This window comes from Streptomyces sp. NPDC000410 (assembly GCF_040300305.1).
Lineage (GTDB): Bacteria > Actinomycetota > Actinomycetes > Streptomycetales > Streptomycetaceae > Streptomyces.
Window position 1 is genome coordinate 57,453 of sequence record NZ_JBEPDM010000029.1, and the last position, 12,773, is coordinate 70,225.

The 12,773-nt window shown below is 72.4% G+C and carries 14 protein-coding genes; 9 read left to right on the forward strand and 5 right to left on the reverse strand.

The window, feature by feature from the left end:
• The first annotated feature begins 7 nt into the window (after nucleotides 1-7).
• On the forward strand, nucleotides 8-862 hold the full coding sequence (locus ABT342_RS25210) for a patatin-like phospholipase family protein (protein WP_351578070.1): 855 nt from the start codon (nucleotides 8-10) through the stop codon (nucleotides 860-862).
• A gap of 93 nt (nucleotides 863-955) precedes the next feature.
• Here ABT342_RS25210 and ABT342_RS25215 read toward each other — a convergent pair whose 3' ends face one another.
• Complete coding sequence (locus tag ABT342_RS25215; RefSeq protein WP_351578073.1) at nucleotides 956-1,690, reverse strand: TioE family transcriptional regulator; 735 nt, start codon at nucleotides 1,688-1,690, stop codon at nucleotides 956-958.
• A 58-nt stretch (nucleotides 1,691-1,748) separates the two neighbouring features.
• On the opposite strand from ABT342_RS25215, the gene ABT342_RS25220 reads away from it, so the two are divergent.
• A complete protein-coding gene (locus ABT342_RS25220) occupies nucleotides 1,749-2,966 on the forward strand; it encodes an erythromycin esterase family protein (protein WP_351578076.1) in 1,218 nt (405 codons plus the stop codon).
• A gap of 137 nt (nucleotides 2,967-3,103) precedes the next feature.
• Nucleotides 3,104-3,949 carry a spermidine synthase gene (locus ABT342_RS25225; protein ID WP_351578079.1) on the forward strand — a complete coding sequence of 282 codons (846 nt, stop codon included), beginning with the start codon at nucleotides 3,104-3,106 and terminating at the stop codon, nucleotides 3,947-3,949.
• Here the strand turns inward: ABT342_RS25225 and ABT342_RS25230 are convergent.
• Together ABT342_RS25230 and ABT342_RS25235 are read right to left on the reverse strand one after the other, a co-directional pair.
• A complete protein-coding gene (locus ABT342_RS25230) occupies nucleotides 3,911-5,404 on the reverse strand; it encodes an MFS transporter (RefSeq protein WP_502965610.1) in 1,494 nt (497 codons plus the stop codon). The two genes, ABT342_RS25225 and ABT342_RS25230, sit on opposite strands and share 39 nt — an antisense overlap.
• Nucleotides 5,405-5,525: 121 nt before the next feature.
• Entirely contained in the window at nucleotides 5,526-6,584 is a 1,059-nt protein-coding gene (locus ABT342_RS25235; protein ID WP_351578082.1) for a DUF8017 domain-containing protein, read from the reverse strand.
• Nucleotides 6,585-6,693: 109 nt separating this feature from the next.
• Here ABT342_RS25235 and ABT342_RS25240 point away from each other — a divergent pair, with 109 nt between their 5' ends.
• The 4 genes from ABT342_RS25240 (at nucleotide 6,694) to ABT342_RS25255 (ending at nucleotide 8,835) form a co-directional block, all read left to right on the forward strand.
• A complete protein-coding gene (locus ABT342_RS25240) occupies nucleotides 6,694-7,131 on the forward strand; it encodes a DUF4442 domain-containing protein (protein ID WP_351578177.1) in 438 nt (145 codons plus the stop codon).
• A 144-nt stretch (nucleotides 7,132-7,275) separates the two neighbouring features.
• Nucleotides 7,276-7,980, forward strand: a complete 705-nt coding sequence (locus ABT342_RS25245; RefSeq protein ID WP_351578085.1) for a DedA family protein — start codon at nucleotides 7,276-7,278, stop codon at nucleotides 7,978-7,980.
• Nucleotides 7,981-7,996: 16 nt separating this feature from the next.
• Nucleotides 7,997-8,533: a gamma carbonic anhydrase family protein gene (locus ABT342_RS25250; RefSeq protein WP_351578088.1), complete on the forward strand. Its 537-nt coding sequence runs from the start codon at nucleotides 7,997-7,999 to the stop codon at nucleotides 8,531-8,533.
• 128 nt (nucleotides 8,534-8,661) lie between these two features.
• Nucleotides 8,662-8,835 (forward strand): CsbD family protein, encoded by a 174-nt coding sequence (locus ABT342_RS25255; protein WP_351578091.1) that lies wholly within the window; start codon nucleotides 8,662-8,664, stop codon nucleotides 8,833-8,835.
• Between the two features lie 195 nt (nucleotides 8,836-9,030).
• On the opposite strand, the gene ABT342_RS25260 is transcribed toward ABT342_RS25255, so the two are convergent.
• Nucleotides 9,031-10,257: an FUSC family protein gene (locus tag ABT342_RS25260; protein WP_351578094.1), complete on the reverse strand. Its 1,227-nt coding sequence runs from the start codon at nucleotides 10,255-10,257 to the stop codon at nucleotides 9,031-9,033.
• 191 nt (nucleotides 10,258-10,448) lie between these two features.
• Here ABT342_RS25260 and ABT342_RS25265 point away from each other — a divergent pair, with 191 nt between their 5' ends.
• Nucleotides 10,449-11,192, forward strand: coding sequence for an acyltransferase (locus ABT342_RS25265; RefSeq protein WP_351578097.1), 744 nt, complete (start codon nucleotides 10,449-10,451; stop codon nucleotides 11,190-11,192).
• 30 nt (nucleotides 11,193-11,222) lie between these two features.
• On the opposite strand, the gene ABT342_RS25270 is transcribed toward ABT342_RS25265, so the two are convergent.
• Nucleotides 11,223-12,092, reverse strand: a complete 870-nt coding sequence (locus ABT342_RS25270) for an EamA family transporter (RefSeq protein ID WP_351578100.1) — start codon at nucleotides 12,090-12,092, stop codon at nucleotides 11,223-11,225.
• 93 nt (nucleotides 12,093-12,185) lie between these two features.
• Here ABT342_RS25270 and ABT342_RS25275 point away from each other — a divergent pair, with 93 nt between their 5' ends.
• Nucleotides 12,186-12,758, forward strand: coding sequence for a helix-turn-helix domain-containing protein (locus ABT342_RS25275; protein WP_351578103.1), 573 nt, complete (start codon nucleotides 12,186-12,188; stop codon nucleotides 12,756-12,758).
• Nucleotides 12,759-12,773 lie beyond the last annotated feature (15 nt).

A 12,773-nucleotide genomic window follows, 5' to 3' on the forward strand; every position in this document is an offset into this window, starting at 1 on the left:
TGCTGCCATGGCGAACAAGAACCGGACAGCACTCGTACTCGGCGGTGGCGGGCTCGCCGGCATCGGCTGGGAGATCGGCATGCTGTACGGACTCGCCCGGGCGGGCGCCGACCCGACCGGCGCCGATCTGATCGTCGGCACCTCGGCCGGGTCGGTCGTGGGCGCCCAGCTCACGGCGGGCCCGCTCACCCTGCCGGAGCTGTACGGCCGTCAGCTCGCCGACCCGGACGGCGAGGTGCCCGCGGGCATGGGCGCGACCGTCCTCGCCCGCTACCTCTGGGGCGTACTGCGCTCGCGCGACGCGGAGGCGTACGGCGCGCGCATGGGCCGCCTCGCGCTGTCCACCCCCACCGAGCCGGAGGAGGTCCGGCGCGCCGTCTTCGCCGAGCGGCTGCTCGCGGACGACTGGCCGCGGGCGCGGCGCCTCGTGGTCACCGCGGTGGACGCGCTGACCGGCGAGTTCCGGGCGTTCGACCGGGAGAGCGGGGTCCCGCTGCTGGACGCCGTCGGGGCCAGCTGCGCCGTGCCCGGGGTGTGGCCGCCCGTCACCATCGGCGGCCGGCGTTTCATCGACGGCGGCGTCCGCTCGTCGACCAACGCCGACCTCGCGCTCGGCTACGACACCGTCGTCATCGTTGCCCCCATCGCCGTCGGCGGCGGCCCGGTCGCGTCGGCCCGCGCCCTGGCGCAGCGCCTCACCGCGTCCGGTGCCCGCGTCGCCCTGATCACCCCCGACCGCGCGGCCCGCAGGGCCTTCGGCCGCAACGTCCTCGACCCGTCCCGCCGCGCCCCCTCGGCCCGTGCAGGCCTGGCCCAGGCGACAGCCTGCGCGGACGCGGTGCGGGCGGTGTGGCCGGCCTGAGGTCTTTTTTGGGGCGGTCCCGGGGTCCCGGGGTCAGCCGGCATCGGCGTGACCGTTGCCGGCGGGTGTTCTTTCCGGTCGGCGGCCTACGTCTCATCCGCGCTCGCGGAGGTAGGCCTCCAGCTCGGCGGCCCCGGCCAGCATCGCCCGCCCACGGGCGGACAGCCGACCGTGCCAGTCGCACAGCGCGGCCTCCAGCGGCTCCAGCCCGCCGGCCGCCCGCACCTGGGCGATCAGCGGCGCGATCTGCTCCAGCAGGTAGCCGCCCCGCCTGAGCTGGTGGGCCAGCCGGGCGTCCCGTACGTCGGCCTCGTCGTAGACGCGGTACCCGGTCCGTGGGTCGCGCTGCGGGCGCACCAGCCCGGCGCGCTCCCATTTGCGCAGTGTCGCGGGCCGGATGCCGAGGTTCCCCGCCAGCGGCCCGATGAACGTGCCGCCGGGCCCGGACAGCGCCGCGTCGGGACCGGCCGCCGCCACGGGAGCCAGGTCACGCAGGGCCCCCTCCACGGCCCGCAGTGTCCGCCGGTCGTCGAGCAGCTGGGCGTGGCTCTCGTCGATGAGGTGGAACGCCTCGTCGACCGCGCCCAGGTTCACGGCCCGCATGATCGACGTCGCCGTCCGGTGGCCGTGGCCGGGCACCAGCGCCAGGAACGTGCCCAGCGCCCGCGCGTGCAACGCCGTATAGGTCCGGTAGCCGTGCGGTGTGCGGTCGGCGGCCGGAAGGACGCCGGCCTCCTCGTAGTTCCTGACGGCCTGCGTGGACAGACCGTGCCCGCGCGCCAGGTCGATCGGCCTGAGCCGATCACCCCTTTGAAGGTTTCGTCCCATCCTGCTGCCCATATCACGAAAAAGTTTCAACCGAAGGTTCAACGATACCGTTGAAGGCATGGCGACTGACATCAAGGACACCGCCCATGCCGTCGACGCTGCCGCCGTCATGAGGCTGCTCCCGGTCCGGCCCCGGCTGCTCGCCCTGGGCGAGCCCACCCACGGCGAGGACGCTCTGCTCGACCTGCGCAACGAGCTCTTCCGGCAGCTCGTCGAACAGGAGGGCTACCGGACGATCGCGATCGAGAGCGACTGCATGAGGGGCCTGGTCGTGGACGATTACGTCACCTCGGGGACGGGCACCCTCGACGAGGCCATGGAGCACGGATTCAGCCACGGCTGGGGCACCTCCGCGGCCAACCGCGAGCTCGTGCGCTGGATGCGCGCCCACAACGTCCGCGCCGACAACGAAGGCCGGCCCGCGTCCGAGCGGCTCCGCTTCGCCGGTTTCGACGGCCCGCTGGAGATCACCGACGCCGCGAGCCCCCGGCAGGCCCTCACCGCACTCCACGGCTACCTCGCGGCCCGGGTGGACGCGGACCCGCTCCCCTGCACCGCGCGGACACTCGACCGCCTGCTCGGCACCGACGACCGGTGGACCGATCCCGCCGCGATGACGGACCCGGCCCGGTCCGTGGGGCGGTCGGCCGAGGCCGGCCGGCTGCGGTTGCTCGCCGACGACCTGGTGGCGCTGCTCGACGAGCAGACGCCGCACCTGATCACGGCGACCTCGTGGGACGACTGGGACCGGGCATGCCTGTACGGGCGCACCGCGACCGGCCTGCTGCGCTACCACCACTGGATGGCCGACACCTCACCGGCCCGCATGACCCGGCTGGTGGGCGCCCGGGACCGGATGATGGCCCACAACCTCCTCGCCGTCGCCGCCAGGGGCCCGGCACTCGTGCATGCCAACAACTCCCATCTGCAGCGGGCGAAGAGCACGATGCGGATGTGGGAGGGGCCGGTGGAGTGGTGGAGCGCCGGTGCGCTGGTGAGTGCTCGGCTCGGAGCGGAGTACGCCTTCGTGGCCACGGCCCTCGGCACGATCCGGCACCAGGGAGTGAACACGCCGCCGCCGGACACCCTCGAAGGACTCCTGTACGCGCTGCCGGAGGACCGCTGCGTCATCGACGTCCCAGGACTGGCCACCGCCCTCGGCAACCCGCGGCCCGCGCCCCGCGTGTCCCCCTGGTTCGGCTACGCCCCGCTCGACCCGGCGCACCTGGCAGGCATCGACGGCATCGTATTCGTCAAGGACGTCCCGCGGAGCTAGGGCCTGTCCGGTGGATCAGGCTGGGCTCGCCTGATCCACCGGACAGGCCCTAGTGCCACCAGCCTGCCGGGGCGCCTCGGATGCGCGGGAGGCCTCCCGGCCCCCACCCTCGCCGCCCGCCCCCGCACAATGGTCGCGTGAACGACCCCATCCCCGTCACCCGCCGCGTCGACCACGGCACCGCCAAGCTCCTCCCCGACATCGACCGCGCACACGCCTGGCTGCTCACCGTGGACGGCGCGCCCCAGTCGTACGTCGATCTGGACGAGCCCACGCACCTCGAGTTCGAGTACGCGCGCCGGCTCGCCCACGCCGTCGACTGCGCGGCCGACGAGGGCGAGCCGCTCGACGTGCTGCATCTCGGTGGTGGCGCCCTGACCCTGCCGCGCTATGTCGCCGCGACCAGGCCGGGTTCACGGCAGGACGTCGTCGAGGCGGACCTCGGGCTGCTGGAGCTGGTCGCCGAGCGGCTTCCCGTACCGCCCGGCGCGGGGATCGCGGTGCACGGCGCGGACGCCCGCCGCTGGCTGGAGCAGGCACCGGAGGACTCGGCGGACATGGTGATCGCCGACGTGTTCGGCGGCTCGCGGGTGCCGGCGCACCTCACCTCACGGGAGTACGCCCGCGCCGCGCGGCGTGTCCTGCGTCCCGGCGGGATCTACGCGGCGAACCTCGCCGACGGCGCGCCCTTCGCCTTCCTCCGCTCCCAGCTGGCCACGTTCGCCGCGGAGTTCGAGGAGTTGGCGCTGATCGCCGAACCCGCCGTGCTGCGCGGCCGCCGCTTCGGCAACGCCGTGCTGCTCGCCTCGCACGAGGAGATCGACACGGCGGCGCTCGCCCGCCGCACCGCCTCCGACGCCTTCCCGGCGCGGGTCGAGCACGGCAAGGCCCTGCGGCGTCTCATCGGGGACGCGCGGCCGGTGCGGGACGAGGACGCCGTCGCATCACCCGAGCCGCCCGACGGGGCCTTCAGCATCGGCTGAGCTCGCGGCGACGGGCCCGCCCGCCACACCGTCCGTGCCTCCTGGGCCCGTCGAGCTGCCCGCGCCCGACGAACCGCCCGCGCCCGACGAACCGCCCGCGCCCGACGAACCGCCCGCGCCCGACGAACCGCCCGCGCCCGACGAACCGCCCGTGCCCGACGAACCGCCCGCGACCCCCGCGCCTCCCGTGCCCGCCGCGACCTCCCTCGTACGCCGCGTCAGATTCCGTACGTCCGGCACCAGCAGCACCAGTGCCGTCACCAGCACGATCAGTGCCGCGCCGCCCCACAGCGCCCCCTGCCGCCCGAACAGGCCCTCCGCGGGCCCCGCGAGCGCCGTGGACAGCGGCAGCATGGCTGTGGAGCCGAACCAGTCGTACGCCGAGACCCGGGACAGCTTCTCCTCCGGTATCTCCTGGTGCAGCGTGGTCATCCAGGCGACACCGAACACCTCGATCGCGACACCGCTGAGGAACATCACCACGGCCAGCGGACCGATCTCCAGCGGCACGGCGAGTGCCGCGGAAGGCAGCGCCAGCGGGAACACGCACAGGGTGCCCACGAGCAGCATCCGCCGCGGCTTCCACCGCATCATCAGCATCGCTCCACCGAGCGTGCCCACACCGAACGCAGCCAGGGCGAACCCCCACGGCCGCGCGCCGCCCAGCGACTCCTCGGCGACCAGCGGTCCGTACACCGAGTCCGCCGCCCCGATGACCGCGACGACGACCGAGAACTGCGCGACGATCGACCACAGCCAGGGATGGCCGATGAACTCCTTCCAGCCCTCGCGCAGATCGGCGAGCAGCCCGCCCCCGACCGCCCGCTCCGGTATGTGGCTGACGTCGAGGAACGCGCGCAACGCGCCCGCCACCGCGAACGCGGCCGCGTCGATGGCGAGAACCCAGCCGGGCCCCACCGCGGCGATCAGCGCGCCGCCGAGCGCGGCGCCGCCGATACCGGCCCCGTGCATCGCCATCCGGAACACCGCGAACGCCCGGCTCGCCTGTTCGCCGCTGACGCTGGACATCAGCATGCCCTCGGCGGCCGGGTTGAAGAACGCCTGACCGGTGCCGCAGAGCGCGGTCAGCAGCATCATCTGCCACAGCCGCGGCTCTCCCACGAGCACCAGCGCGGCGAAGGCCGCCTGGGAGGCGAAGTTGAGGGCATTGGCGGCGACCATCACCCGGTGCCGTGGCAGCCGGTCCGCGATCGCCCCGCCGATGAGGAGGAACAGCACCAGCGGCAGGAAACGCGCCGCCGCGACGAGCCCCACGTCGCCGCCGTCGCCGCCGGCCTCCAGCACCGCGAACGCCGCCGCGATCAGCGCACCATGGGTTCCCAGGTTGGTGACGATCGCGGCGGCGGTCAGCAGCGAGTAGTTGCGGCTGGCCCATTCGGGGCGGCGCGTCCGGCGGCGGGACGGATCGGCGGGCGCGGCGGCGGGATCGTTCACCTGCGAACTATCGCCGCGGCCCGCCCGTCGTGCCAAACCGATTTTCGGACCGGACCGGTTTTCGGACCGGACCGGTTTTCGGACCGGACCGGTTTTAGGGCCGGACCGGTTTTCGGACCCGTCAGGCCGCGGGCACGTCCGCCAGCCGTACGGTGGACAGGATCTGCTGGATGGTCGCCTCCGGGATCTCTTCCTTGACGCCCTTGTTGGCGTAGAGGACCCAGGTGGCGAAGTCACCCTTGGTGTTCTTGAAGGAGAAGGCGATCGACTTGCCGTCTGTGTCGCACGTGGACTTCTTCGTCACACCGACCGCGGTGGCCGTCGCGACGTGCCCGCTCAGACCGGACTTCGTGGTGTACGGCTTCGCCTTGGTGATCTTGACCAGGTCCTTCTTGTCCTGGGAGTAGGCAGCCCACACCCAGGTGCCCGCCTCCTGGTACGCCGCGTCCGCGGTGTCCTTGGCACCCTGGCCGCCCTTGGTGCCGGTGCCGCCCAGGCCGGAGTCCTCCATCCGGCCGTCCTTGTCGGAGTCGACGGAGCACCACTTGCTCTTGTAGAACGCGGGCGCGCTCATGGTGACCAGGGGAGAGCCGTCGCCCTTGGCGGCGTCCGCGAACCCGCTGCTCACGCCGGGCCCCTCGACCTCCCAGGTCGCCGGGACGTCGAACTGCGTTCCGCGCTGGGGGTTGGTGACGACCTTCCAGCCCGGGATGGTCGGCTTGGCGCCGTTGGATCCGTCGCGCGGATTCTCGACGGGGGAGGGCGGCGCTTCGGTCGGACTCGCGGACGCGGCGGGCTTCTTGCCGTTGGCCTTGGCCGGGTCCTCCTCGCCGTCGTCCTTCAGCACCACGACACCGGTGATCACGGAGGCGGCCACCACCGCGGTGGCCGCGACGATCGCGATGACGGTGGTCTTCTTCCTGTCCTCGTCCGGACCGGGCCCGGTGGGCTGCGGCGGGCCGGGAACGCTGTACTGCGGCACGGTCGGCTGCTGGTACTGCTGGTGCTGCGGGTAGCCGGGCTGCTGCTGTCCTGGCTGCGGCTGGTATCCCGGCTGGGCCGGCTGCATCGGTTGCGTCGGCTGTGTGTAGGGATTCGGCTGCTGGTACCCCGGCTGCGTGTACGGGTTCTGGTCCTGCGGGTTCTGCTCGCCACCGGGCGGCTGCTGTCCTGGCCACATGGCGAGTAACCATAGAGGTGCCCGGTGGCCGCTGGCACGTCCGCCCCTGTGGAGGGATGGCCAAGAAGTCTACCCGTGGGTAACATCCCGCTCCATGAGCGCAGATCAGATGTCCGTCGGCGAGATGCTCGCCGCCACGGTTCCGATGGCCAGGACCCTCAACCTGGAGTTCCTGGAGACCACCGCCGAGCGTGCGGTGGTCCGTATGCCGGACCAGCCCGATTACCACAACCACGTCGGCGGACCCCACGCCGGAGCGATGTTCACGCTCGCCGAGTCCGCCAGCGGCGCGATCGTGCTCGCCGCCTTCGGCGACCAGCTGTCGCGCGCCGTGCCGCTCGCCGTCAAGGCCGAGATCGGCTACAAGAAGCTCGCGATGGGCGTCGTCACGGCGACCGCCACGCTCGGCCGCCCCGCGACGGAGGTCGTCGCACAGCTCGACGCGGGGGAGCGCCCCGAGTTCCCGGTCCACATCGCGATCACGCGCGAGGACGGTGCCGTGACCGGTGAGATGACCGTCGTCTGGACCCTGCGTCCCAACGGCTGATCCGGGCGGACATGGGGGCCGTCGGCCGGCTCGGCGGCGCTGCGGCCACGCGGGTCGTCCCACGTCACCAGGTAGGCTGCCCGGCGTGCGCCACAGGGGGCGCCCGCCGGGCAGCCAGGCCCGACGACAACGGGAGGAACCGCGTTGCACGTCCAGGAGTGGCTCGAGACCGTCCCCGCGGTCAGCATTTACATCCTGGTGGGGGTGGTCATCGGACTCGAGAGCCTCGGCATTCCTCTGCCGGGCGAGATCGTCCTCGTCAGTTCGGCCCTCCTCGCTTCGCAACATGGGGACATCGACCCCTGGGTGCTCGGCACCTGTGCCACCGCCGGCGCGATCATCGGTGACTCCATCGGCTACGCCATCGGCCGCAAGGGCGGCCGCCCCCTGCTGGCCTGGTGCGGCGGGAAATTCCCGAAGCACTTCAGCGAGGCCAACATCGCGATGGCCGAGCGGTCCTTCGAGAAGTGGGGCATGTGGGCCGTCTTCTTCGGCCGTTTCGTGGCCCTGCTGCGGATCTTCGCCGGTCCGCTCGCCGGGGTCCTGCGCATGCCGTACTGGAAGTTCCTCATCGCCAACGTCTTCGGCGGAATCCTCTGGGCGGGCGGCACGACCGCCGTCATCTACTCGGTCGGTGTGGTCGCCGAGGCATGGCTCAAGCGCTTCTCCTGGCTGGGCCTGGTCCTCGCCGTGCTGATCGGGCTCACCTCGATGCTCGTCCTCAAGAACCGCGCCAAGAAGGCGGCGGAGCGTGCCGAGCTCGCGGCCGGCGCGGCCGCGACCGCCGACCCCGCGGGCGGGACGGCCGAGGCGTCACCTACGGTGCAGGTGGGCGCTGCACAGAAGTGATGATGAGGAGAAGGCGATGGCAGAGCGTGAGCGGGCACTGATCTCGGGCGTGGGCGGCAAGGAGCCGCGAATAGCTCCGGATGCCTTCACCGCCCCGACGTCCGTCGTGGTCGGCGACGTCACCATGGAGGCCGGCGCGAGCGTCTGGTACCACGCCGTGCTGCGCGCCGACTGCGGCCCGATCGTCCTCGGCGCCGACAGCAACATCCAGGACAACTGCACCGTCCACGTCGACCCCGGCTTCCCGGTGACCGTCGGTGAGCGCGTCTCGGTCGGCCACAACGCGGTGCTGCACGGCTGCACCGTCGAGGACGACGTCCTCGTCGGCATGGGGGCCACCGTCCTCAACGGCGCCCACATCGGCGCCGGTTCGCTCATCGCCGCGCAGGCGCTCGTCCCGCAGGGCATGCGGGTGCCGCCGGGCTCGCTGGTCGCGGGCGTCCCCGCCAAGGTCAAGCGCGAACTGACGGAGGAGGAGCGCGAGGGCATCAAGCTGAACGCCGCCATGTACCTGGGGCTGGTCAAGGACCACCGGGCCGCGCTCGACGGCTGAGTCAGGGCCCGGGTTCCGGCTTGCGTCCTCCGAAGGGCGCACGTCCTTTTGTCACCGTTTGCGGACGCTGAGTGATCGGCGCAATGTGGATACGCCAGTCCACCCCCCGCAGTGAAAGGACGAGCGACATGGCGAAGGCCAAGGCGAAGGCGAAGCAGGCCAAGGGCAAGATGAAGGAAACCGCCGGCAGGATGATGGACGACAAGTCCATGCAGGCGGAGGGCCGCGGCGAGCAGATGGCCGGAAAGGCCCAGGAGGCCGCGAGCAACGCCGCCGAACGGATCAAGAAGTCCGGCCGCTGAGCCGCCCGGCCAGCCGCACCACCCGAGACGGCCGCGCTCCGTGCCCAGCACGGTGCGGCCGTCTCGGCGCGTCCCTGGCGGGTCGGGATGGTGCGGCCCTCTCGGCGCGTCCGGGTCAGGTTGCGCGTCCCGGGCGGGTCGGGACGTAGCCGCGGAGTCCTCCGCCGATGACCGGGTTACTCCCCGGTCCGGCCGTCAGGCCGCCCCCGCGCCCCCGCGCCGGAAACTGCCCCGGACCCGTCGCTTCAGGTGGGACAGCCACTCCGAGCCGCGCCCCCGTGCCCGCGCGTGCCGGTCGAGTTCCTCCACCAGCCGTTCGCTCCGCTTCTCGACGTCGAGCTCGTCCAGGATCCGGTCCGCCTCCGCCAGCAGCGCCCCGTGGAGCTGCCACTGGGCAGGGTCGTCGTGTACGCCGTCGAGCAGCAGCCGGGCGACCCGGTCGCGGCACTCCCGGCCGGCGGCCAGCTGTTCGGCGAGACGCGACTCCGCCTCCTCGGCGTTGGCGCTGGCCTGCGTCGTGATCAGTACGGCGAAGCTGCCGATCGCCCCCGAGAGATGCCCGAACAGCTCCTGGAGCGCCGCAGCCACTGGCGGCGTGAACATCGGCCCGTCCGTGCGCGCCTTCGCGAGGTCGGTCAGCGTACGGCAGGAGACCCGCAGCACCACCGCGCTGATCTCCAGGGCGTCCAGCCCCGTCCGCAGGACCAGCCGGGAGAGCAGCCCCTCCTTGACCCGGGGGTTGAGTCGCAGACTGTCCTCCGCCTGCCGCAGGGCCGCGTCGACCTGGACGATGTCGTGGTCGAGCCGACGGGCTTCGTGGAGCCTGGCCGCCGCCCGCTCCACGGGAGTGTGCTCGCCCAGCTCCTCGGCGATGTGCGCGAGCAGCTTCCGCATCCTCGCGGCCAGGTCGGTGATCGCCGCACTCGCCGAGTCCACCCATACGGGCGGCACCAGCACCACGTTGAACAGGAGCCCCACCACGGCTCCGATCAGCGTCTCCAGCACCCGGTCCCACGCCGCCCCGGTCACCTGCGTCACGCCCAGCACGAGCATCGCGCTGATCGCCACCTCGGGCACGTACTCGCCGACCTTGACGAACCGGCCGATCACCAACGAGGCCAGGATCACCAGACCGAGGCTCCACCAGCTCAGCCCCACCAGGGCGCTGAAGCCGACGGCGATCAATACGCCCGCGACGACCGAGTTCACCCGGCGGATCCCGTTGGTGAGCGTCGAGTAGAGCGTGACCTGCACGACCAGCAGCGCGGTGAGCGGCGCCGTCAGCGGCAGGGGCTCGCTGCTCAGCTGAAGGGCGACGACGTACGAGACGACGGCGGCCGCGGTGGAGCGCACCGTCTGGACGACGGCCGGTTCGCGGTGGCGCCGTACGAGATCACGCAGTGGTTCGGTGGCTTCGGTCACCCTCTCCCCTTCGGACGCGGCGGCGAAGACCCTCACCCCCAGACTGCCGTGTACGCCGCCGACCGCAATTCCCGGCGAGGGGCGTCGGCGTGACGCGAAGGAGCGGGGTGACGGCGTGGGGTTCGGGCGTGGGGCGAACATCACAGCTCACTGCGCTGACCTGCCACGGCGTGGCCCACTACCGTGTGCGCGTGCCCAACAACAGAAACACGTTCTCGTCTCTGACCGCCTGGCGGCGCCGCGTCCTCTCGCGCGCGGTGCACCGCGGCTGGCGCTGGGTGCAGGAAGCGGGCGCGGTCACCGCGGAGGCCCCCGGGCCGCTGCGGTTCCGGACGCTGGGGGCCGGGACCCGGCTCGCGTTCCCGCAGGGGACCGTGTTCGGTGAGGCGTGGATCGAGCTGGGCGAGCACTGCATCATCGGCGAGCAGGTGACGCTGACCGCGGGCATGATGCCGGACCTGGACCTCGGGCCCGACCCGGTGCTGATCCTCGGCAACGGCGTGGTGCTCGGGCGCGGCAGTCATGTCATCGCCGACACGAAGGTGACCATCGGCTCGGACACGTTCTGCGGTCCGTACGTCTACATCACCTCGACCAACCACAGTTACGACGACCCGCACGAGCCGGTGGGCAGGCAGTGGCCCCGCGCCGAGCCGGTCGAGATCGGCCCCGGCTGCTGGCTCGGCACCGGCGCCGTGATCCTTCCCGGCGCGCGGCTCGGCCGCAATGTGGTGGTCGCGGCGGGCGCTGTCGTACGTGGCGAGGTGCCCGACCACGCGGTGGTGGCGGGGGCGCCCGCCAAGGTCGTACGCCGCTGGGACCCGCAGACCGGCTGGCAGCCGCCGCTGCGGACGCCCGCGCCGAAGCCGATTCCGGACGGCGTCACCCCCGAACAGCTGGCGGCTCTCGCGGAGCTCGACCTCGACCGCGGCTGATCGACTCGTAGTTGATCGGCCCGGAGCTGATCAGCCCGTCGCCAGCAGCACCGTGCCGACCAGCGCGAGCCCGGCCCCGGCCGCCTGGACGATGCGCAGCCGCTCCCTGAGCACGAGGAGCGCGGCGAGGACGGTCACCACGGGGTACAGGTTCGCGAGTACGGCCGCGATGGTGACGGGGCCCAGCTGCGCGGCGATGGAGTAGGTGCCGTTGGCGGCGACGTCGGCCAGGCCGACGAAGGCGAGAGCCGGGAGCGAGGCCCACAGGACGCGCAGCCCGCCGCCGTCCTGGGGCAGGGCACGCGCTCCGCGCTTCACGGAGGCGTACAGGGCCGCACCGCCGACCGCGACGTTGGTGACGCGCTGCACGAACAGCGCCAGGAACAGGCCGGTGAGCGTGGTCGACGCCTCGGCGATCAGAGCCAGCACCGCGCCGAAACCGAAGGCGGCGACGAGCGTCATCAGGATCGCCTGACGCTGCACGGGCGCGCCGCGCAGTTCGGGACCGCCCGCGAGGAGGATTCCCACCACGGCCACCGCGATGCCCGCGTACTGCAGCAGGCCGGGGCGCTCGCCGAGGAGCAGCCCGACGGCGATGGGCACGGCGACACCCAGTGAGCCGAGCGGGGAGACGACGCCCATCGGGCCGAGGGCGAGGGCCCGGTAGAAGCAGAGCATCGCGACCGGGCCGACCGCGCCCGCCGCGACCGCATACCAGAGCTGTGGTCCGGCCTCGCTCCAGCCGCCGGTCGCGATCACGATCGCACCGAGCACGACCACCGCGATCACCTGCGAGGCCACGACCACGGTCAGCGCGGGTATGCGCCGGGTGAGCAGTCCGCCGCCGAAGTCGGCCAGCCCGTAGAGCAGGGCCGTGGCCAGGGCGAACAGCGCAGTCATGGGGATCCTCGCAGTACAGTTCGGTGGACGGTCGGGTACACCCCACCGTAGTGCAGCCTATTGAACTTTAGCATCCAAAATATTGGACGGAATGTGTCGGACCTCGACCAGCTCACGCAGTCGCTCGCCCGGAACCTCAAGCGCTGGCGCGGCGAGCGGGGTTTCACGCTCGACGCCCTGGCGGCTCGTTCCGGGGTCAGCCGCGGCATGATCATCCAGATCGAGCAGGCCCGTACCAACCCGAGCGTGGGTACGACGGTGAAGCTCGCCGACGCGCTCGGCGTCAGCATCGCGACGCTCCTCGACTACGAGCAGGGCCCGCAGGTCCGCCTCGTACCGCCGGATCAGGCCGTACGCATGTGGTCCACGCCGGCCGGCAGCTCCACCACCCTGCTGGTCGGCACCGACGCCCGCGGCCCCCTCGAACTGTGGGCCTGGACGCTGCTGCCCGGCGAGGAGAGCGTCTCCGACCCGCACCCCGACGACACGGTCGAGCTCCTCCATGTCTCCGCGGGCGAGCTCACGCTGGTGGTCGACGGCAAGCCGCACGCCGTACCGGCCGGCACCTCGGCCACGTTCGAGGCCAATGTCCCGCACACCTATCGCAACGACGGCGCCGAAACGGTGGAGATGACCATGGCCGTCTCCGTCCCGCCCGCGCGCTGAGACGCCCGATCGGGG

Bases quoted from the DNA above. Each gene is read 5' to 3' on its own strand.
- ABT342_RS25210 (WP_351578070.1), top strand. From the start codon at position 8: ATGGCGAACAAGAACCGGACAGCACTCGTACTCGGCGGTGGCGGGCTC.
- ABT342_RS25215 (WP_351578073.1), bottom strand. From the start codon at position 1,690: ATGGGACGAAACCTTCAAAGGGGTGATCGGCTCAGGCCGATCGACCTG.
- ABT342_RS25220 (WP_351578076.1), top strand. From the start codon at position 1,749: ATGGCGACTGACATCAAGGACACCGCCCATGCCGTCGACGCTGCCGCC.
- ABT342_RS25235 (WP_351578082.1), bottom strand. From the start codon at position 6,584: ATGTGGCCAGGACAGCAGCCGCCCGGTGGCGAGCAGAACCCGCAGGAC.
- ABT342_RS25240 (WP_351578177.1), top strand. From the start codon at position 6,694: ATGTCCGTCGGCGAGATGCTCGCCGCCACGGTTCCGATGGCCAGGACC.
- ABT342_RS25250 (WP_351578088.1), top strand. From the start codon at position 7,997: ATGGCAGAGCGTGAGCGGGCACTGATCTCGGGCGTGGGCGGCAAGGAG.
- ABT342_RS25255 (WP_351578091.1), top strand. From the start codon at position 8,662: ATGGCGAAGGCCAAGGCGAAGGCGAAGCAGGCCAAGGGCAAGATGAAG.
- ABT342_RS25270 (WP_351578100.1), bottom strand. From the start codon at position 12,092: ATGACTGCGCTGTTCGCCCTGGCCACGGCCCTGCTCTACGGGCTGGCC.